The sequence below is a fragment of the Thermomonas fusca DSM 15424 genome (assembly GCF_000423885.1).
Classification (GTDB): domain Bacteria; phylum Pseudomonadota; class Gammaproteobacteria; order Xanthomonadales; family Xanthomonadaceae; genus Thermomonas; species Thermomonas fusca.
In genome coordinates, this window is sequence record NZ_KE384101.1 from 168,909 (window position 1) to 186,880 (window position 17,972).

At 69.3% G+C, this 17,972-nt stretch carries 20 protein-coding genes and 4 tRNA genes; 15 read left to right on the forward strand and 9 right to left on the reverse strand.

The features are described 5' to 3' along the window. Positions 1 to 57: 57 nt before the first annotated feature. From G582_RS0114120 to wrbA, 4 genes are read right to left on the reverse strand one after another with little or no spacing between them, the layout of a single operon-like run. Positions 58 to 546 (reverse strand): asparaginase domain-containing protein, encoded by a 489-nt coding sequence (locus tag G582_RS0114120; protein WP_028840372.1) that lies wholly within the window; start codon positions 544 to 546, stop codon positions 58 to 60. 37 nt (positions 547 to 583) lie between these two features. After that, complete coding sequence (locus tag G582_RS0114125; protein WP_028840373.1) at positions 584 to 2,161, reverse strand: tetratricopeptide repeat-containing sulfotransferase family protein; 1,578 nt, start codon at positions 2,159 to 2,161, stop codon at positions 584 to 586. Next, positions 2,158 to 2,496, reverse strand: coding sequence for a DUF2069 domain-containing protein (locus G582_RS0114130; RefSeq protein ID WP_028840374.1), 339 nt, complete (start codon positions 2,494 to 2,496; stop codon positions 2,158 to 2,160). The genes G582_RS0114125 and G582_RS0114130 overlap by 4 nt, the downstream gene beginning before the upstream one ends. Next, complete coding sequence (gene wrbA, locus G582_RS0114135) at positions 2,493 to 3,086, reverse strand: NAD(P)H:quinone oxidoreductase (RefSeq protein ID WP_038054449.1); 594 nt, start codon at positions 3,084 to 3,086, stop codon at positions 2,493 to 2,495. The genes G582_RS0114130 and wrbA overlap by 4 nt, the downstream gene beginning before the upstream one ends. A 74-nt stretch (positions 3,087 to 3,160) precedes the next feature. Between wrbA and G582_RS0114140 the strand changes: the two genes are divergently transcribed. The 3 genes from G582_RS0114140 to G582_RS16895 are packed head-to-tail and all read left to right on the forward strand — an operon-like array spanning position 3,161 to position 5,284. Continuing rightward, a complete protein-coding gene (locus G582_RS0114140) occupies positions 3,161 to 4,432 on the forward strand; it encodes a YihY family inner membrane protein (RefSeq protein ID WP_028840376.1) in 1,272 nt (423 codons plus the stop codon). 5 nt (positions 4,433 to 4,437) lie between these two features. Then, on the forward strand, positions 4,438 to 5,010 hold the full coding sequence (locus G582_RS16890) for a TlpA family protein disulfide reductase (protein ID WP_051247322.1): 573 nt from the start codon (positions 4,438 to 4,440) through the stop codon (positions 5,008 to 5,010). Position 5,011: 1 nt separating this feature from the next. Then, positions 5,012 to 5,284 carry an acylphosphatase gene (locus G582_RS16895; RefSeq protein WP_038054388.1) on the forward strand — a complete coding sequence of 91 codons (273 nt, stop codon included), beginning with the start codon at positions 5,012 to 5,014 and terminating at the stop codon, positions 5,282 to 5,284. A 6-nt stretch (positions 5,285 to 5,290) separates the two neighbouring features. Here G582_RS16895 and ppk2 read toward each other — a convergent pair whose 3' ends face one another. The 5 genes from ppk2 to hemA all read right to left on the reverse strand — a co-directional run bounded on the left by ppk2 (position 5,291) and on the right by hemA (position 9,312). Then, positions 5,291 to 6,067 (reverse strand): polyphosphate kinase 2, encoded by a 777-nt coding sequence (ppk2, locus tag G582_RS0114155; RefSeq protein ID WP_028840377.1) that lies wholly within the window; start codon positions 6,065 to 6,067, stop codon positions 5,291 to 5,293. After that, complete coding sequence (locus G582_RS0114160) at positions 6,067 to 6,396, reverse strand: helix-turn-helix domain-containing protein (protein WP_028840378.1); 330 nt, start codon at positions 6,394 to 6,396, stop codon at positions 6,067 to 6,069. The genes ppk2 and G582_RS0114160 overlap by 1 nt, the downstream gene beginning before the upstream one ends. 75 nt (positions 6,397 to 6,471) lie before the next feature. Beyond that, positions 6,472 to 6,915: a GNAT family N-acetyltransferase gene (locus tag G582_RS0114165; RefSeq protein ID WP_028840379.1), complete on the reverse strand. Its 444-nt coding sequence runs from the start codon at positions 6,913 to 6,915 to the stop codon at positions 6,472 to 6,474. A 64-nt stretch (positions 6,916 to 6,979) separates the two neighbouring features. Continuing rightward, positions 6,980 to 8,068: a peptide chain release factor 1 gene (prfA, locus tag G582_RS0114170; protein ID WP_028840380.1), complete on the reverse strand. Its 1,089-nt coding sequence runs from the start codon at positions 8,066 to 8,068 to the stop codon at positions 6,980 to 6,982. Then, complete coding sequence (gene hemA / locus G582_RS0114175) at positions 8,065 to 9,312, reverse strand: glutamyl-tRNA reductase (RefSeq protein ID WP_028840381.1); 1,248 nt, start codon at positions 9,310 to 9,312, stop codon at positions 8,065 to 8,067. Before hemA ends, prfA begins: the two co-directional genes overlap by 4 nt. Positions 9,313 to 9,403: 91 nt before the next feature. On the opposite strand from hemA, the gene G582_RS0114180 reads away from it, so the two are divergent. The 12 genes from G582_RS0114180 to tuf all read left to right on the forward strand — a co-directional run. Further along, positions 9,404 to 11,092 carry a tetratricopeptide repeat protein gene (locus G582_RS0114180; RefSeq protein WP_051247315.1) on the forward strand — a complete coding sequence of 563 codons (1,689 nt, stop codon included), beginning with the start codon at positions 9,404 to 9,406 and terminating at the stop codon, positions 11,090 to 11,092. Then, a complete protein-coding gene (lolB, locus tag G582_RS0114185) occupies positions 11,089 to 11,721 on the forward strand; it encodes a lipoprotein insertase outer membrane protein LolB (RefSeq protein WP_028840383.1) in 633 nt (210 codons plus the stop codon). Before G582_RS0114180 ends, lolB begins: the two co-directional genes overlap by 4 nt. Further along, the gene (ispE, locus tag G582_RS0114190; RefSeq protein ID WP_028840384.1) at positions 11,718 to 12,605 is read left to right on the forward strand and encodes a 4-(cytidine 5'-diphospho)-2-C-methyl-D-erythritol kinase; all 888 of its coding nucleotides are present in this window, start codon (positions 11,718 to 11,720) and stop codon (positions 12,603 to 12,605) included. Before lolB ends, ispE begins: the two co-directional genes overlap by 4 nt. Then, a tRNA-Gln gene (locus tag G582_RS0114195) sits at positions 12,604 to 12,679 on the forward strand. The genes ispE and G582_RS0114195 overlap by 2 nt, the downstream gene beginning before the upstream one ends. A gap of 47 nt (positions 12,680 to 12,726) precedes the next feature. Further along, positions 12,727 to 13,686 (forward strand): ribose-phosphate diphosphokinase, encoded by a 960-nt coding sequence (locus tag G582_RS0114200; RefSeq protein WP_028840385.1) that lies wholly within the window; start codon positions 12,727 to 12,729, stop codon positions 13,684 to 13,686. Positions 13,687 to 13,796: 110 nt separating this feature from the next. Then, the gene (locus tag G582_RS0114205) at positions 13,797 to 14,450 is read left to right on the forward strand and encodes a 50S ribosomal protein L25/general stress protein Ctc (protein WP_028840386.1); all 654 of its coding nucleotides are present in this window, start codon (positions 13,797 to 13,799) and stop codon (positions 14,448 to 14,450) included. 62 nt (positions 14,451 to 14,512) lie between these two features. Continuing rightward, on the forward strand, positions 14,513 to 15,094 hold the full coding sequence (pth, locus tag G582_RS0114210) for an aminoacyl-tRNA hydrolase (protein WP_028840387.1): 582 nt from the start codon (positions 14,513 to 14,515) through the stop codon (positions 15,092 to 15,094). A gap of 73 nt (positions 15,095 to 15,167) precedes the next feature. After that, entirely contained in the window at positions 15,168 to 16,259 is a 1,092-nt protein-coding gene (gene ychF / locus G582_RS0114215) for a redox-regulated ATPase YchF (RefSeq protein ID WP_028840388.1), read from the forward strand. A gap of 147 nt (positions 16,260 to 16,406) precedes the next feature. Then, positions 16,407 to 16,492, forward strand: a tRNA-Tyr gene (locus G582_RS0114220). 60 nt (positions 16,493 to 16,552) lie between these two features. Then, positions 16,553 to 16,626, forward strand: a tRNA-Gly gene (locus G582_RS0114225). A gap of 32 nt (positions 16,627 to 16,658) precedes the next feature. Further along, positions 16,659 to 16,734 (forward strand) — tRNA-Thr (locus G582_RS0114230). Between the two features lie 52 nt (positions 16,735 to 16,786). Then, a partial coding sequence (gene tuf, locus G582_RS0114235; RefSeq protein WP_028840389.1) for an elongation factor Tu occupies positions 16,787 to 17,972 on the forward strand: 1,186 nt, incomplete at its 3' end.

The following is a 17,972-nucleotide window of genomic DNA, read 5'->3' on the forward strand; positions in this document are numbered from 1 at the left end:
CCCGGCTCCGGCCGGGGTTTTCTGTTGCGGGTCAAGCCCGGCGTGCGCCAGGCGGGCTCAGTTGGCCGCTTCGAAGCGGTTCTCGGCCACGTTCTTGCGCACCCGGTCGGGTGTCCAGATGCGGCCGTTCATGGCGATGTAGACGCCTTCCGGCAGCGACTGAACAGCGCCGATGGCGCAGCCGATGTTGAATTCGGCGTCTGAGCCGCGGAAGCGTGCCGGACTGAGCGCACCGGTCATCACGATGGTCTTGCCGGGAATGCTCTGCAGCACCTTGCCGGTGGCGACCATCGAGTCGGTGCCATGGGTGACGAGTACATGGCGGGTGGACTGCGCGGCGATGGTGGCGCGGATCAGCTCGCGGTCGTCGTCGCTGATGTGCAGCGAATCCTTGCGCAGGATCGGTATCACGTTGAACTGGAAGGTCACCCCGAGCTCGCGCAGGATCATGCCGATCTGCGGATCGCCGATCTGGTAGTCCGACTTGTCGTCGAAGTAGATCTTGTCGATGGTGCCGCCGGTGGTGACGATGAGCAGGTTGTCCATGCGCCCATTGTAAAACCCCAGCGGGCGGCATGCCCGGCTAGAACAGCAGCGATCCCAGCAGCGATGCCAGCGGGTCGAGCAGGCTGCCATAGGCGATGGCCCGGGCGGTGCCGGCGCGCAGCGGCTGACGCACTTGCGCGGCGCTGGCCGTGCGCACGCTGCGGGTGGCGCGATGCGGCGCCAGGCAAGCCGCATCGAAAGCGAGCCCGCAATCGCGCAGCAGCCCCCGGATGGCCGGCTCCGGGTCTTCCAGCAGCGATTCGTAACGATGCAGGAAAAGGCGCGCCGGGTCGCGCGCGCGCCAGGTTGCCATCGCCTGCTCGCAGCCGCGCAGGTAGCAGGCGATGTCGGCCAGGTCGTTGGCGAAATGCGGTTGTGCGTAGAACTGCTGCTTGTAGCAGGACCACGCGGTTTCCAATGGTTCGCGCCGGGTTTCGATCACCGTCGCGCCCGGCAGCATCGCGCGCAGCACGCCGGCATGCTTCCAGTTGTCCGGATGCTTGTCGGTGAAGCGCGGGTGCCGGCTGCGCCAGCGCGCGGTGCGCGCGAGGTAGTCGCGGCCCAGCCGGTCCCAGTCGGTCGCGCTGGCCTCGGCCACCCACTGCGGATAGGCCCGGCCGCGGCGCAGCGATTCCTGCTGCAGCACGATGCCGAGGTCCGGCAGTTCGCCCGCGCCTTCCACCAGCGGATGCGCTGCCAGGATCTGTTCGAATAGGGTGGAGCCGGAGCGCGGCAGCCCGACGATGAAGATCACCTCCTGCCCCAGCGCAGGATCAAGTGGCGGCGGCAGGCTGGCGGTTGCCGCCAGCGCGTCTTCAACGTAGCGTTCGAACGCCTGCGCGCGCCACGGCGTCAGCTGCTTCTGCAGCCCGTTGGCGGCCTGGAATGCGACGTAGGCAGCGTCGTAGCGGCCGTGGTCCTCTTCCAGCTTGCCGAGCGCGTGGCCCATCGCCACCCGATCTGCGCTGGAGAGGTCGCGACGCTGCAGCTGCGCGCGCAGCAGGGCGGCATCGGCCTCATCCAACGGCACCGTCTTGATGTTGGACAGCCCGCGCCAGGCATCGCCGCAGGCCGGATGCAGGCGCAGCGCCTCGCGGTAGCGGGCCGCGGATTCTTCGAAGCGGCCGGCGTGCGCCAGCGCGTCGCCCAGCAGCACCTGCGCGGGCAGCAGGGCGTGCGCCAGCGCGGTGGCGCGCTCCAGCGCGGTGATGGCGGCATCGGTATCGCCGCGTTGCTGCAGATTGCGGCCGAGGTTGAACCATGGCGTCGGCTGCGCGGGGTCGAGTTCGCAGGCGCGCCGCCAGCTGTCCAGCGCGGCATCGGCGTGGCCGCAGGCCGCGCGCGCGCTGCCGAGGTCCGAATGCAGCAGCGCGTCGCCCGGCGTCCGTGCCAGCGCACGCTGCAGCGTGTCGACGGCCTGCGGCGCGCGGCGCGTATGCAACTGCAGTATCGCGAGATAACGCAGCGGCTCCGGATGCGCGGGCGCCTGTCGGCAGGCCTGCACCAAGAGCGATTCCGCACGCGCGGGATCGCGGTCGCGCAGCGCGCGGGCGCCGGCTTGCACCATCGCGACAACCTCCGGGTCGAGCCCGGCCATGCGCGGATCGGCGTTCATTCCGGGGTTTGGCGTCGCTCGCGGCGGGCGCGCATGCCGGGCAGGCAGGCAGCGTGGACGATGAGCAGCGCCAGCGCGGCTTCCGCCAGTGCGAACAGCCGCTGCGCGGGTTCCGCCCAGGCCAGCATCACGCCGTGGCTGAACCACAGCAGGGCCAGCACCGCGGCGGTGAAGCCGGCGCGATGCCAGCCGCGCAGGGCAGTGATCGCCAGCAGGGCGGGCGGCAGCGCGAATACCAGCAGCCCAGGCAGTGCCTCGGCGCGGGTTGCCGACCAGCCGACGAACAACGCCGCGAGTGCGCCCAGCGCGGCGGCCAGGTAGCGCTGCGCGTTCATGCCTGCAGCCGCTGCGCAAGCTGGGCGATGCGCCGGCCCAGCGCGCGCGCCAGCACGGTTTCGTCGTCGCTGAGCTGCGGGTCGTCGTCGATGCCGGCGACGTGGCTGGCGCCATAGGGCGTACCGCCGCTGCGGGTGGTGTTGAGCGCAGCTTCCGTGAACGGAATGCCGGCGACCACGCAGCCATGGTGCAGCAGCGGTACCAGCATGGTCAGCAGGGTCGATTCCTGGCCGCCATGCATGGTCGCGGTGGAGGTGAACGCCGCCGCCGGCTTGCCGACCAGGGTGCCGCTGGCCCATTCCGCGCCGAGGGTGTCGAGGAAATGCTTGACCGGCGCCGCCATGTTGCCGAAGCGGGTGGGGCTGCCCAGCAGCAGGCCGGCGCATTCGGCCAGGTCGCGCTTTTCGACATAGGGCGCGCCGTCTTCGGGTTCCGGCGGCTGCGCGGTCTGGGTCACCGGTGCCACCGGCGGCAGGGTGCGCAGGCGTGCCTGCATGCCGTCGACTTCCCCGATGCCACGGGCGATCTGCCGCGCCAGTCGCGCCACCGAGCCGCCGCGGCTGTAATACAGGACCAGGATCTCGGACATGCGCGCCAATCGTGCCAAGGGACGCGGCAGCATAGTGCAAGCGATGGATTCATGGCATCGGTTACGCTTGCCGGATGGAACCGCTGGATTCGATCTACCGCTGGAGCGAACGCTTGCGCGACCCGGCCCGGGCCGGCAGCTTCGGCCGCTTCGTGCTGCGGCGCTTCCTCGACGACCGCCTGTTCGAAGCGGCCGGCGCGCTGTCCTACACCACCGCGTTTGCATTGGTGCCGCTGTCGATGGTGGCGTTCGGCGTGCTGTCGGCGTTCCCGGTGTTCGATGCCTGGAGCGCGCGCCTCAGCGGCTACATCTTCGCCAACTTCGTGCCGCGGGCCGCGCAGGCGGTGTCCGGCTACCTCACCGATTTCTCATCCAACACCAAGTCGCTGACCACTGCCGGCGCGCTGGCGCTGATCGTGTCGCTGATGGTGACGCTGAGCAGCGTGGAGGCGATCTTCAACCGGATCTGGCGGGTGCCCACCGCGCGGCCGAAGTTCGGCCGCTTCCTTGTGTACTGGACGGTGCTGACCCTGGGCACGCTGGTGGCCGCGGCCAGCCTGGCGCTGTCCACCCGCTTCTTCGCGCTGGCGATCTTCGAAACCCTGGCCGGGCGCTGGCTGGAGGCGCTGATGCTGCGGCTGGCGCCGATGGGAATCGAGCTGCTGGCGTTCGCCGCGGTGTTCAAGGTGGTGCCGCACCGCACCGTCGCGTGGCGGCATGCGCTGGCCGGCGGGCTGCTGTCGATGGCGCTGTTCGAATGCGTCAAGGCCGGGTTGGGCCTGTACCTCGGCAGCTTCGATTCCTACCAGAAGATCTACGGCGCGGTAGCGCTGGTGCCGATCCTGATGCTGTGGATCTTCCTGAGCTGGGTGTCGATCCTGTTCGGCGCCTCGTTCGCCTCGTCGATGTCGGCGTTCCGCTACCAGCCGCAGGCGCTGCGGTTGCCGCACGGGCACGAGCTGTACGGGCTGCTGCGCATGCTCGGCCGCTTCCAGCACGCGCGTGCCAGTGGCAATGGCCTGACCAGCGAACAGATCGAGGCGATGGAGCCCAGCCTGACCGACAGCATGGTGCAGTCGCTGCTGGGGCGGATGGCCAGCATCAACGTGCTGCAGCGGGCCGAGAGCGGGCAGTGGCTGCTGGCGCGCGACCTCGACGACGTGCGCCTGGACGAACTGTACGAGGCCGCCCAACTGCGGATCCCCGCGGTCGACGTGCCGGTGCCGCAGCCGGACGATGCGCTGGGCGTGGCCGTGCGCGAAACCATCGCGCTGCTGCGCACCCCCCTGCAGCAGCCGTTGCGGCAACCCGTTTCCAGTGTCTATGCCGGGATCCAGGAAGAATGAATCGCATGCACTTTCGTTTCGTCGCCCTGCTGCTGTCGGGCCTGCTCGCGGCCTGCTCGCGCGGGCCAGACCCCGCGCCGCAGGCGACCGCGCCCGCGGCCAAGCCCAAGCCCGCTTCCGCCGCGGCGCAGCCGCCGCAGGTGGAGCGCCCGTCGCTGCGCGTCACCACCCTGGACGGCGCGGATTACGACCTGGCCGGCCAGCGTGGCAAGTGGGTGATCGTCAATTACTGGGCCACCTGGTGCGGGCCGTGCATCAAGGAAATGCCGGAGCTGTCGGCGCTGGCGGCGATGCGCCAGCACATCGCGGTGATCGGACTGGCCTATGAGGACACCAGCGAGGACGAGCTGCGCGCGTTCCTGGCCAAACGCCCCGTGGCCTACCCGATCGCACGCATCGACGTGTACGAGCCGCCGAAGGATTTCGGTGCGCCGCGCGGCCTGCCCACGACCTGGCTGATCGGCCCCGACGGCAGGATGCTGCGCAAGTACACCGGGCCGGTGACCGCGCGCATGCTGGAAGAAGACATCGCCGGGTTCGGCGGGCCGAAGCCGGCCGCCGCCGCACCGGCTGGTTGAGATGGCCGCCGCCCGCTTCCTCGTCAGCGGCCGGGTGCAGGGCGTGTGGTTCCGCGCGTCCACCCGCGACGAGGCGCTGCGGCTGGGGTTGTCCGGGCATGCGCGCAACCTCGCCGACGGCAGCGTGGAAGTGCTGGCGGCTGGCGACGATGCGGCGATCGACGCGCTGCAACGCTGGCTGCAGCGCGGCCCGCCACTGGCGCGGGTGGACGAGGTGGCGCGCTTCGATGCGAACGCTGCTGCCGTTGCCGGCGCGGGGTTCACGACCGGCTGAGCCGGCTCAGGGCTTGAAGCCGGGAATCGGCTTGAGTGCGCGATAGCGTTCCTTCGCCAGCCTGCCGGTCAGCGGTGGGAAGGCAATGTCGGGCGCATCGATGCGGGTGTCGGGCAGGCGGTTCAACAGGTCGCGGATCAGGCTCAGCCGGCCCAGTTTCTGGTCGTTGAAATCCACCAGCGTCCACGGCGCCTGTTCGCTGTGGGTGGCCTTGAGCATCGCCTCGCGCGCGTCGGTATAGGCGCGGTAGCGGGTGCGCGCCTCCAGGTCGATGGGCGAGAGCTTCCAGCCCTTGAGCGGGTTGTCCAGGCGTTCCGCGAAGCGCTTTTCCTGCTTGTCCTGGTCGCAGCACAGCCAGTATTTGAACAGCAGGATGCCGTCGTCGACCAGCTGCCGCTCGAACTGCGGGGTGGCGCGCAGGAACGCCGTTACCTGTGTGTCGCTGGCGAAGCCCATCACCTTCTCGACCCCGGCGCGGTTGTACCAGCTGCGGTCGAACAGGACGATCTCGCCGACCGCGGGCAGCTGCGCGATGTAGCGCTGGAAATACCATTGGCCAGCTTCGCGTTCGGTCGGCTTCGGCAATGCCACCACCCGGCACTGGCGCGGATTGAGGTGTTCGTGGATGGCGCTGATGGCGCCGCCTTTGCCGGCGGTGTCGCGGCCCTCGAACAGCACCACCAGCCGCCGGCCGCTGTGCTGCAGCCAACGCGCGGCGTGGGCCAGTTCCACCTGCATCGGCTCCAGCAGGGCTTCGTACTGCTTGCGCGTGAGCCGGCTCATCAGCGCGCCACCTTCGGCTTCATGCTGCGCGCCACCTCCAGCAGGGCGCCCTGCTGGCGGGTGCCCAGGCTGCGGTAGGCGGCCAGCAGCTCGTGTTCGCCCTTGGTACGGGCGGGATCCAGGGAGCTGGCGAGTTCCGACAGCAGCGCGCTGGCCGGCACGCCAAAGGCGCGGGCGAGGGCGTCGACCTGATCGCGCCCGGGCAGCTTCTCGCCCTTCAGCCAGGCATTGACGGTACCGATCCCGGCCCTGGGGATGGCGGTGGCGATGTCCGCCACGGACAGGCCGCGGGCCTTGCTGAGCAGTCGCAGGGTGGCGTCGATCGACATCGTCGTTCCTTTGCGGGCAGGTAGGCGACGAGTGTAGATCGGTTGCCGCAGGGCCGCGTCAGTCCGCGGTACGGCTCAAAGCGCCAGCGAATACCACTGGGTGGCGTCTTCCCGCCAGCCGGCGGCGATGTACAGCGCGCGCGCCGCCGCGTTGTCGCGGCTGGTTTCCAGCGAAATGCCGGCCGCCCCGTCTTCACGCGCGAACGCCGCGGCGGCGTCCAGCAGCGCGCGGGCCACGCCCCGGCGGCGCGCGCCGGCATCGACGTACAGGTCGTTGAGGATCCAGGTCTTTGCGGTGCGCACCGAGGAGAACATCGGATACAGCTGGACGAAGCCGACGGTTGCGCCCGCGCGCTTGGCCAGCAGCACGGTCGATTCGCCGAAGCGCAGGCGCTCGCGCAGCCATTGGCGTGCGAGCGCGGGGTCCGGCGGCTGGCCGTAGAACTGGCGGTAGGCGTCGAACAGTGCGGCCAGCGCATCGAGGTCGGCGGGGCCGGCGCGGGAAATCGAAATCGTCATGGGAATCCCTTGTTCGTCGTGCCCGCGGCGGCGGGAATCCGGTGTGCTGGCCGTCGCCAGTGCCTCACGCCTCGCGCGCCAGCTGCGCCAAGGCCTCAGCCTGCTGTTCCTGCTGCAGGCGGAGGATCAGCGGGCCGAGGTCGCCTTCGAGGATGTTCGGCAGGTCGTACAGGGTCAGCCCTTCCACGCGGTGGTCGGTAATCCGGCCCTGCGGATAGCTGTAGGTGCGGATGCGCTGGCTGCGGTCGCCGCTGCCCACCTGCAGCTTGCGGTCGGCGGCGGTGGCGGCGGCGCGCTTTTCCAGCTCGGCCTCCACCAGCATCGCCTGCAGGCGCTTCATCGCCTTGTCGCGGTTGGCGTGCTGGCTGCGCTCGGTCTGCGACTCCACCACCACGCCGGTGGGCACATGGGTGATGCGGATCGCCGATTCGGTCTTGTTGACGTGCTGGCCGCCGGCGCCGGAGCTGCGGAAGGTGTCCACCTTCAGGTCGGCGGGATTGATGATGATCTCGGTATCGCCGCTGCTCTCCAGCGCGATGATCGCCACCGTCGCCGCCGAGGTATGGATGCGGCCCTGCGATTCGGTGGCCGGCACCCGCTGCACGCGGTGGGTGCCGGATTCGTACTTCAGCTGCGCATAGGCACCGTTGCCTTCCACGCGGGCGATGATTTCCTTGTAGCCGCCGTGGTCGCCGGGGTTGGCCGATTCCACCTCGACCCGCCATCCGCGGGTTTCCGCGTAGCGCGCGTACATGCGGAACAGGTCGCCGGCGAAGATCGCGGCCTCGTCACCGCCGGCACCGGCGCGCACTTCCAGGTACAGGCCGCCGTCGTCGCGTGCGTCCTTCGGCACCAGCTGGGCCAGCAGTTCGCCTTCCAGCTGGGCAAGCCGGGCGGTTGCAGCGGCGATCTCGTCGTCCGCCAGCTCGCGCAGTTCCGGGTCGTCGCGCATCGCCTGCGCCGCGGAAAGATCTTCGCGCGCCTGCGCCTCCGCGGCCAGCGCATCGGCCACCGGCTGCAGGCTGGCGAATTCGCGCGACAGCGCGCGGAAGCGCGCTTGGTCGGCGGCCACGGACGGATCGGCGAGCAGGCGCTCCACTTCCTCGCGTCGCTCCAGCAGCGCTTCCAGCTTGCGGCGCAGGGCGGGAGTCATGCGTCGGCGTCGCCCTTGCCGGCGGTGAACAGGCGGATCGCCGCCTCGCCGAGCGCGGCGTCCTCGCGCAGCGCGGCGCTGGGCGCGTGCAGCAGCTTGTTGGTCAGGGTGTGCGCCAGCAGGTCCAGCACCTCCGCCGGATCGCGGCCGGCGGCAAGCTGCGCGCGCGCCTTCGCCAGCGCCTGCGCCTGCACCGCCTGGCCGTGCTCGCGCAGGCGGCGCAGCGGGGCCGCTGCATCGCCCTGGCCGAGTGCGGAAATGAAGCGTGAAGCGTGCACCTCGATGATCGCCTCGGCCTGCTCGGCGGCGTTGCGCCGGGCGGCGCGGTTGTCCTCGATCGCCCGCTCCAGGTCATCGACCGTGTACAGGAAGACGTCGCGCAGGGTGGCGACGTCCTCGGCGATGTCGCGCGGCACCGCCAGGTCCAGCAGCAGCATCGGCCGGTGCCTGCGCGAGCGCAGCGCCTGCTCGACCTGGGCGCGCTGGAGGATCGGCTGGCGTGCGGCAGTGGCGGAAATGACGATGTCGGCTTCGGCCAGGTGGCGATCCAGTTCCTCCAGCGGCAGTGCGAAGCCGCCGTGGCGCCGGGCCAGGTCCTGCGCGTGGGCGAGCGTGCGGTTGGCGATCAACAGCCGGCGCACCTTGCCGGCCACCAGGTGGCGGGCGGCCAGTTCGATAGTCTCGCCGGCGCCGATCAGCAGCACGTCCGATTCATCCAGCCGCGCGAACGATTCCTGCGCCAGCCGCACCGCGGTGGAGGCGACGCTGACCGGGTTGCGCCCGATGGTGGTTTCGGTGCGCGCGCGCTTGGCGGTGGCGAAGGCCTGCTGGAACGCGCGGTCGAGCGGGCCGCCGAGGCTGCCGGCATCGCGCGCATCGTTCCAGGCCTGCTTGACCTGGCCGAGGATCTGCGGCTCGCCCAATACCAGTGAATCCAGCCCGGTCGCGACCCGGAACAGGTGGCGCACTGCATCGGCCTCGTCGTGCCGGTACAGGTAGGCATGCAGGTCGTCGCCGGCGCGCTGCTGGCCGGCCAGCCAGTTGGCCAGCGCGTCGGGGCCGTTGTCGCTGCGGGCGTACAGCTCGGTGCGGTTGCAGGTCGACAGCAGCACCGCTTCCTGCACGCCGGCCTGTGCACGCAGCGACGCCAACGCCTGCCGCAGCGTATCCGGGCCGAACGCCACCGTTTCGCGCAGGGAAACCGGCGCGGTCTGGTGGTTGATGCCGAGGACATACAGGCTCATGGGGCGTGGCGATGGCTGTGGTGCGCGACGAATTCGTTCAGTTGCCTGCGCTAAGCTGCGGGCCCGACCGCCAATTGTACCGGCCCTTGCCATGCCCAATCCGCAACGCTCCGGTCCGCGCCCGTTCCCACTGGTTGCGCTGCTGGCCGCGCTGCTGGCCTGCACCGCGGTGGTAGCCGGCAATCCGGCTGCAGCGCAGACCCGGGTGGATCCGCTGGAAGCCAGCCTGGCCGGCGAATTCGCGCTGCAGGGCGGGCTGCTGCCGGAGGCGGCGCGACACTATCTGGATGCCGCGCGCGCCGCGCAGGACCCGGTGCTGGCCGAGCGGGCCACCCGCATCGCCCTGCTGGCCGATGAGGACGCGCTGGCGCGTGAGGCGTACGACACCTGGCAGGCGCTGGCGCCGCAACCAAGCCTGGAGGCGCGGATGGTGGCCGCCAGCCTGGCCCTGCGCGCTGGCGACAAGCGCGCGGCGCGGCGCGAACTGCGCGCGCTGCTGGCCGAGCCCGATGGCTGGCGCCCGGCGCTGACCGCTCTGGTTGGCGCGGTCGGGCGCCGGCAGGCGCTGGTGGTGGCGATGCTTGAGGAGATCGTGGCCCGCGACGCCCTGCCGCACCAGCTGCAGGCCTGGCTGGGTTTCGGCGGGCTGGCGCAGCGGCTGGAGCAGCCGAAGCTGGTGGATCGCATCGTCCAGCAGGTGGTGGCGCGCTTCCCCGGCGAGCCGCGCGTGGCCCTGCTGCGGGCGCAGCTGCTGCGTGAAGGCGGCAAGCTGGAAGAGGCCCGCGCCGCGTTGGCTGCGCTGGGCGAGCCGGCGCAGCTGCCGCCGACCCTGCGCTGGGCGCTGGCCGGCGAATACGATGCGCTGAGCGATCCCGGCAAGGCCGCGCAGGTGCTGGCGCTGGGTGCGCAGGATGAAGCCATGTACGCCCGCCGTGCGGCGCTGCTGGACAAGGCCGGCGACAAGGCCGGCCTGACCGCGCTGTACGAGGAGCTCAAGCGCGGCGCGACCACGCCCAATCCGATGCGGCGGCTGCTGCTGGGCCAGCTGGCGGAACTGCTGGAGCGCCACGACGAGGCGCTGACTTGGTATGCCAAGGTGCCGGGCGAACGGATGCAGGGCGCCGCCCGCCTGCGTGCCGCCAACGTGTTGCACGCGATGGGTCGGCCCGCGCAGGCATTCGAGGCCCTGCGCGCGCTGCAGGCCGACCCCGAGCTTACCGACGACAACCGTCGCGACGGTTACCTGCTGGAGGCGGAGCTGCGCCAGAAGGCCAGGGACGCCAACGGCGAGCAGGAGGCCTACGCGCGTGGCCTGGCGGCGTTCCCGGACGACCCGGCGCTGCTCTACGCCCGCGGCCTGATGTGGGAGCGGCTGGACCAGATCGGCAAGGCCGAAGCGGACCTGCGCCGCCTGCTGGTGATCGACCCGGACAACGTCGCCGCGCTCAACGCGCTGGGCTATACCCTCGCCGATCGCACCGACCGCTATCGCGAGGCGCTGGAACTGATCGACCGCGCGCGCGTGGCCGAGCCGGGCAACGCCGCCATCATCGACAGCTATGGCTGGGTGTTGTTCCGGTTGGGCAAGGCCCGCGCCGCGCTGGACCACCTACGCCACGCCTACGCGCTGCAACAGGACCCCGACATCGCCAGCCATCTCGGCCAGGTGCTGTGGGTGCTGGGCCGCAAGGAGGAGGCGCGCAAGTATTTCGACGATGCGCGCCGTCTCGATCCGGACAACCGTTCGCTGCAGCGCGCGCTGCAGGAGACCGGGGCATGAGGCCAGCGGCGGGCGCGCTGCTGGCGCTGGCGCTGGCAGGCTGCGCGACGCTGCCGCGGCCAGTGGCGAGCGGCGATGTGCTTGCCGGCGACGCCGCCCAGCGCGTGCGCACGGCTGCACTGGGGCTGGCCGGCGGTGACTGCGCCGCACCCGCCTGGTCGCTGGTCGGCAGAGTGGCGCTGTCCAATGGCCGGCAGGGTGGCAGCGGCCGGATCGAATGGACGCAGGCGGCGGGCGCGCAGCGCCTGCAGCTGTCGGCGCCGGTGACGCGGCAGAGCTGGGTGCTGGAGGTCGATGGTGGTGGCGCCGTGCTGCAGGGCGTGGCCGAAACGCCGCTGCGCGATTCCGATCCCGCGCGGCTATTGCGCGAGGCCACCGGCTGGGACATCCCGGTGGCTGCGCTTGGCTGCTGGGTGCGCGGCGCGGCCGCCGCCGCGGCAGGGCTTGGCCCGGCGCGGATCGCCTACGGGCTTGACCTGCTGCCGCGGCGGATCGAGCAGGGCGGCTGGACGGTGGAATACGACGGCTGGAATGCCGATGCCGGCGGTCTGCCGCTGCCGGGGAAGGTCGAGGCTCGCCGGGGCGAGGATCGCGTGCGGCTGGTTATCGACCAGTGGGCGGCGGAATGACCGGTTTCACCACGGCCGAGGGCTGGAGCGCCTGGCCAGCGCCAGCCAAGCTCAACCTGTTCCTGCACATCACCGGCCGGCGCGCCGACGGCTACCACCAGCTGCAGACCGTGTTCCGGCTGCTGGACTGGGGCGATACGGTTCACCTGCGCCCACGCGCCGACGGCGTGATCGCCCGCATCGGTGGGGGCGCCAGCGGCGTCGCGGAGGTGGACGACCTGATGGTGCGTGCCGCCATTCTGCTGAAAAATGCGTGTAAATGCCTGCAAGGTGCTGACATCGGCATTGAAAAGCGCATTCCGATGGGGGGTGGGTTCGGCGGCGGCTCGTCGGATGCGGCCAGCGTGCTGGTCGGCTTGAACTGCCTGTGGGGCCTGGGCCTGGGCGAAGCCCGACTGGCCGAACTCGGGCAGGCGCTGGGCGCGGACGTGCCGGTGTTCGTGCGCGGCCGCAACGCCTGGGCGGAAGGTATCGGCGAACGTCTGGAGCCGATCCGGTTGCCGCCGGCCTGGTACCTGCTGGCCTCGCCCGGCGTGCATGCCGCCACCGCGGCATTGTTCCAAGCCGCTGATTTGACGCGCGATGCGCCACCCGTGACAATAGCGGGCTTCCTTTCCGGAGCTGTGCTCGGCAATGCGTTCGAGCCGGTGCTGCGTTGCCGCGAACCGGCCGTCGAGGCTGTGTTCGAGGCGCTTTCGCGCGTCGGCACGCCGCGTCTGACGGGCTCGGGCAGCGGCTGTTTCGTGGAATTCGCGGATCGCGGTTCCGCCGAAACGGCGCTGGCGGCGCTGCCGGCGGGCCTGCTCTCCTCGGGCACGTCCGCCTGGCTGGCGCGCGGCGCGGAACGGTCGCCGCTGCTGGATGCAGTGGAGCAGCATCTCTAGGGGCGTCGCCAAGTGGTTAAGGCACCGGGTTTTGATCCCGGCACTCGTAGGTTCGAATCCTTCCGCCCCTGCCAACCTGCGCAATCGCGCGCCCATCGCCTCCCCCAACGCGGCCACCAAAATGCAAGACAACCCCAACTTGCTGGTTTTCTCGGGCAATGCCAACAAGCCGCTGGCCGACGCGGTCTGCCGCGAACTGGGCGTGCGCCCGGGCAAGGCCCTGGTCAGCCGCTTCTCCGACGGCGAAGTGCAGGTGGAGATCGAGGAAAGCGTGCGCCGGCAGGAGGTCTACGTCATCCAGCCGACCAACGCGCCGAGCGCCGAGAACTTCATGGAGCTGCTGGTGCTGATCGACGCGCTCAAGCGCGCGTCGGCGGCCAGCGTCACCGCGGTGCTGCCGTACTTCGGCTACGCCCGCCAGGATCGCCGCCCGCGCTCCTCGCGCGTGCCGATCACTGCCAAGGTGGCGGCCAAGATGTTCAGCGCGGTGAATACCGATCGCGTGCTCACGATCGACCTGCATGCCGACCAGATCCAGGGTTTCTTCGATTGCCCGGTGGACAACGTCTACGCCTCGCCGCTGCTGTTGGCCGACATCTGGCGCGTGCACGGCACCGAGGGCGTGATCGTGGTGTCGCCGGACGTCGGCGGCGTGGTGCGCGCACGCGCCATCGCCAAGCGCCTGGACGATGCCGAGCTGGCCATCATCGACAAGCGCCGCCCGCGCGCCAACGTCGCCACGGTGATGAACATCATCGGCGACGTCGAGGGCAAGACCTGCGTGCTGGTGGACGATATCGTCGACACCGCCGGTACCCTGTGCGCCGCCGCCAATGCGCTCAAGGAGCGCGGCGCCCGCAAGGTGGTCGCATACTGCGTGCATCCGGTGCTGTCCGGCGCCGCCATGGACAACCTCAACAAGTCCTCGCTCGACGAGCTGGTGGTGACCGACACCATCGCGCTGTCGCCGGCGGCGCGCGCCTGCAGCAAGATCCGCCAGCTCAGCGTGGCCGAGCTGCTGGCCGAAACCATCCGCCGGATGGCGTTTGGCGAGTCGGTCAGCTCGCTGTACGTCGACTGACACCCATCCGCGCCGCCGGCCCGCCGGCGATGCACCCCACTCACCTGGTCGCGGGTGAGTGTTTCCACCGCCGCGAGGCGGTTCAATCGCAACAGAAGTGAGTCATTGCCATGTCCGAACACACCATCAAGGCTACCGGCCGCAACGTCGAAGGTAAGGGTGCGAGCCGCCGCCTGCGTCGTGCCGCCCAGCTGCCGGCCATCGTTTACGGCGGCAGCGCCGCCCCGCAGGCCATCCAGATCGAGCATGAAGCGATCTGGCTGGCCAGCCACCACGAGTGGTTCTACTCGTCGATCCTGAACCTGGACGTCGACGGCAAGGTCGAGCAGGTGCTCCTGCGCGACATGCAGCGCCATCCGTACAAGCAGCTGATCATGCACCTGGACTTCCAGCGCGTGGACGCCAGCCAGACCCTGCGCACCAAGGTGCAGCTGCGTTTCCTGGACCAGGAGAAGTCCGTTGCCGGCAAGACCAGCGGCGTGGTCGTCATGCACGAGCTGACCGAAGTCGAAGTCAGCTGCCTGCCGAAGGACCTGCCGGAAGCGATCGACGTCGATCTGTCCGCGCTGGAGATCGGCCAGGTGGTCCATCTGTCCGACCTGAAGCTGCCGGCCGGCGTGGAAATCCCGGCGCTGAAGCTGGGCAAGGAACACGACGTCGCCGTCGTGGTCGCCAAGCACGGCAAGGAAGAGGCGGAAGAAATCGCTGCGCCGGAAACCGCCGAAGTGCCGGCGACCAAGGCCGCCAAGAAGGACGACAAGTAATCCTGTCCTGCGCGTCGTCCCCGCGCCTGCGGGGATGACGTCGCGGAAACGGAGTCGTTCCGATGGCTGCTCTTCGCCTCATCGTCGGGCTGGGCAATCCCGGTGCCGAACACGCCCGAACCCGGCACAACGCCGGGTTCTGGTTTATTGACGCGCTGGCGCAGGCCGACGGCGTGCGTTTCGGGCTGGAAAGCAAGCTGTTCGGCGAGACCGCCAGGATCGTGGTGGCCGGTGAGCCGGTGTGGCTGCTGCGTCCCGCCACCTTCATGAATGCCAGCGGCAAGTCGATCACCGCGGCGCTGCGCTATTGGAAGATCGAGCCCGAGGAAATGCTGGTCGTGCACGACGAACTGGACCTGCCGCCGGGCGTGGCGCGGCTCAAGTTCGACGGCGGCCACGGCGGCCAGAACGGCCTGCGCGACACCATCCGCTTGCTCGGCCACGGCAAGTTCCACCGCCTGCGCATCGGCATCGGCCATCCCGGCCACAAGGACAAGGTGACGCCATGGGTGCTGGGTCGCGCCGGCGCGGCCGACGAGGCATCGATCCTGCGCGCGATCGGCAATGCCGCCGAGGTGCTGCCGCTGGCAGTGCAGGGCAATTTCATGGATGCGATGACCCAGCTGCACACGCCCGCGCCGTGATTGGCGATTGGTGATTGTCGATTTGACCATAGCGTCGAATCGGCAATCACGAATCCCGAACCACGGATCCCCCATGGGCATCAAATGCGGCATCGTCGGACTGCCGAACGTCGGCAAGTCCACCCTGTTCAACGCGCTGACCAAGGCCGGCATCGCCGCCGCCAACTTCCCGTTCTGCACCATCGAGCCGAACGTGGGCGTGGTGCCGGTGCCGGATCCGCGGTTGGGCGCGCTGGCCGAAATCATCAATCCGCAGAAGGTCATACCGACCGCGGTGGAGTTCGTCGACATTGCTGGCCTGGTGGCCGGTGCCGCCAGCGGCGAGGGCCTGGGCAACAAGTTTCTGGCGCACATCCGCGAAGTCGATGCGATCACCCACGTGGTGCGCTGCTTCGAGAACGACGACGTCATCCACGTCAACAACCGGGTCGATCCGCTTGCCGACATCGACACCATCGACACCGAACTGGCGCTGGCCGACCTCGAGTCGGTCGACAAGGCGCTGAACAAGGCCGAGCGTTCGGCCAAGACCGGCGACAAGGATGCCAAGGCGCGTGCCGACGTGCTCGGGCGGATCAGCGCCGCCCTGAACGAGGGCAGGTCGGCGCGTTCGCTGGGCCTTTCCGACGACGACAAGGCCGCAGTGCGCGACCTGTTCCTGATCACCCTCAAGCCGGTGATGTACGTGGCCAACGTGCTCGAAGACGGCTTCGAGGGCAATCCGCACCTGGACGCCGTGCGCGCGCGTGCCGCGGGCGAAGGCGCCGAAGTGGTGCCGGTGTCGGCCGCCATCGAGGAAGAGCTCAGCCAGCTCGAAGATGCCGATCGCGACGAGTTCCTGAAGGATCTCGGCCTCGAGGAGCCTGGTCTCAACCGCGTGATCCGCGCTGCCTACAAGCTGCTCGGCCTGCAGACCTACTTCACCGCGGGGGTGAAGGAAGTCCGTGCGTGGACGGTCAAGGCGGGCTCCACCGCGCCGCAGGCGGCAGCCGTGATCCATACCGACTTCGAGAAGGGCTTCATCCGCGCCGAAACCATCGGCTTTGATGACTTCATCAAATACCGCGGTGAAGCCGGCGCCCGCGACGCCGGTCGGCTGCGCCTGGAAGGCAAGGAATACCGGGTGCAGGAAGGTGACGTGCTGCACTTCCGCTTCAACGTCTGAGCCTGTCGGTGGGGCGGTTCCGGTCGCCGCAGCGGGCGTTGGAACGGGATGGGGTTTTTTTGCAGAAAGCCGTTGACACAATCGAAAGCGACGGCCAGAATAACGGGCTCTTTGAGGGGCTTGACCGTCTTTCAACGAGGAAAGAACGGAGGGATACCCAAGCGGCCAACGGGGGCAGACTGTAAATCTGCTGGCTTACGCCTTCGGTGGTTCGAATCCACCTCCCTCCACCAGTTCCATGTGTCATCCGCTGGCCTTACCAGCCGGCGGTGCAACAAGGCAGGGCTCCCGGCGCGGGAGTAGTTCAATGGTAGAACTGTAGCCTTCCAAGCTACTAGCGCGGGTTCGATTCCCGTCTCCCGCTCCACCATTGCATTACAATGTCCTGCTGCAAAATCTGCTCACGTAGCTCAGTCGGTAGAGCACCTCCTTGGTAAGGAGGAGGTCGAAGGTTCGATTCCTTTCGTGAGCACCATATTCGCAATCCCACGCCTGTTCCGGCAGGCAAATTCCAGCGAGACGCAGCCATGGCAAAGGGTAAGTTCGAGCGCACCAAGCCCCACGTGAACGTGGGCACGATCGGTCACGTTGACCACGGCAAGACGACGCTGACGGCGGCGCTGACGAAGGTGGGCGCGGAGCGTTTCGGTGGTGAGTTCAAGGGCTACGACGCGATCGACGCGGCGCCGGAAGAGAAGGCGCGCGGCATCACGATCTCGACCGCGCACGTCGAGTACGAAAGCCCGAACCGCCACTACGCGCACGTCGACTGCCCTGGGCACGCCGACTACGTGAAGAACATGATCACCGGTGCGGCGCAGATGGACGGCGCGATCCTGGTGTGCTCGGCCGCCGACGGCCCGATGCCGCAGACCCGCGAGCACATCCTGCTGTCGCGCCAGGTGGGCGTGCCGTACATCGTCGTGTTCCTGAACAAGGCCGACATGGTGGATGACGCCGAGCTGCTGGAACTGGTCGAGATGGAAGTGCGCGAGCTGCTCTCCAAGTACGACTTCCCGGGCGACGACACCCCGATCATCGCGGGTTCGGCCCGCCTGGCGCTGGAAGGCGACCAGAGCGAGATCGGCGTGCCGTCGATCATCAAGCTGGTGGACGCGCTGGACAGCTGGATCCCGGAGCCGCAGCGCGACATCGACAAGCCGTTCCTGATGCCGGTGGAAGACGTGTTCTCGATCTCGGGTCGCGGCACCGTGGTGACCGGCCGCATCGAGCGCGGCGTGATCAAGGTGGGCGAGGAAATCGAGATCGTCGGTATCCGCCCGACCCAGAAGACCACGGTGACCGGCGTGGAAATGTTCCGCAAGCTGCTGGACCAGGGTCAGGCGGGCGACAACGCGGGCCTGCTGCTGCGCGGCACCAAGCGTGACGACGTGGAGCGCGGCCAGGTGCTGTGCAAGCCGGGTTCGATCACCCCGCACACCGAGTTCGAGGCCGAGGTGTACGTGCTGTCGAAGGACGAGGGCGGCCGTCACACCCCGTTCTTCAAGGGCTACCGCCCGCAGTTCTACTTCCGCACCACCGACATCACCGGCGCTTGCCAGCTGCCGGAAGGCACCGAGATGGTGATGCCGGGCGACAACGTGAAGATGGTGGTCACGCTGATCAACCCGGTGGCGATGGACGAAGGCCTGCGCTTCGCGATCCGCGAAGGCGGCCGCACCGTCGGCGCCGGCGTGGTGGCGAAGATCATCA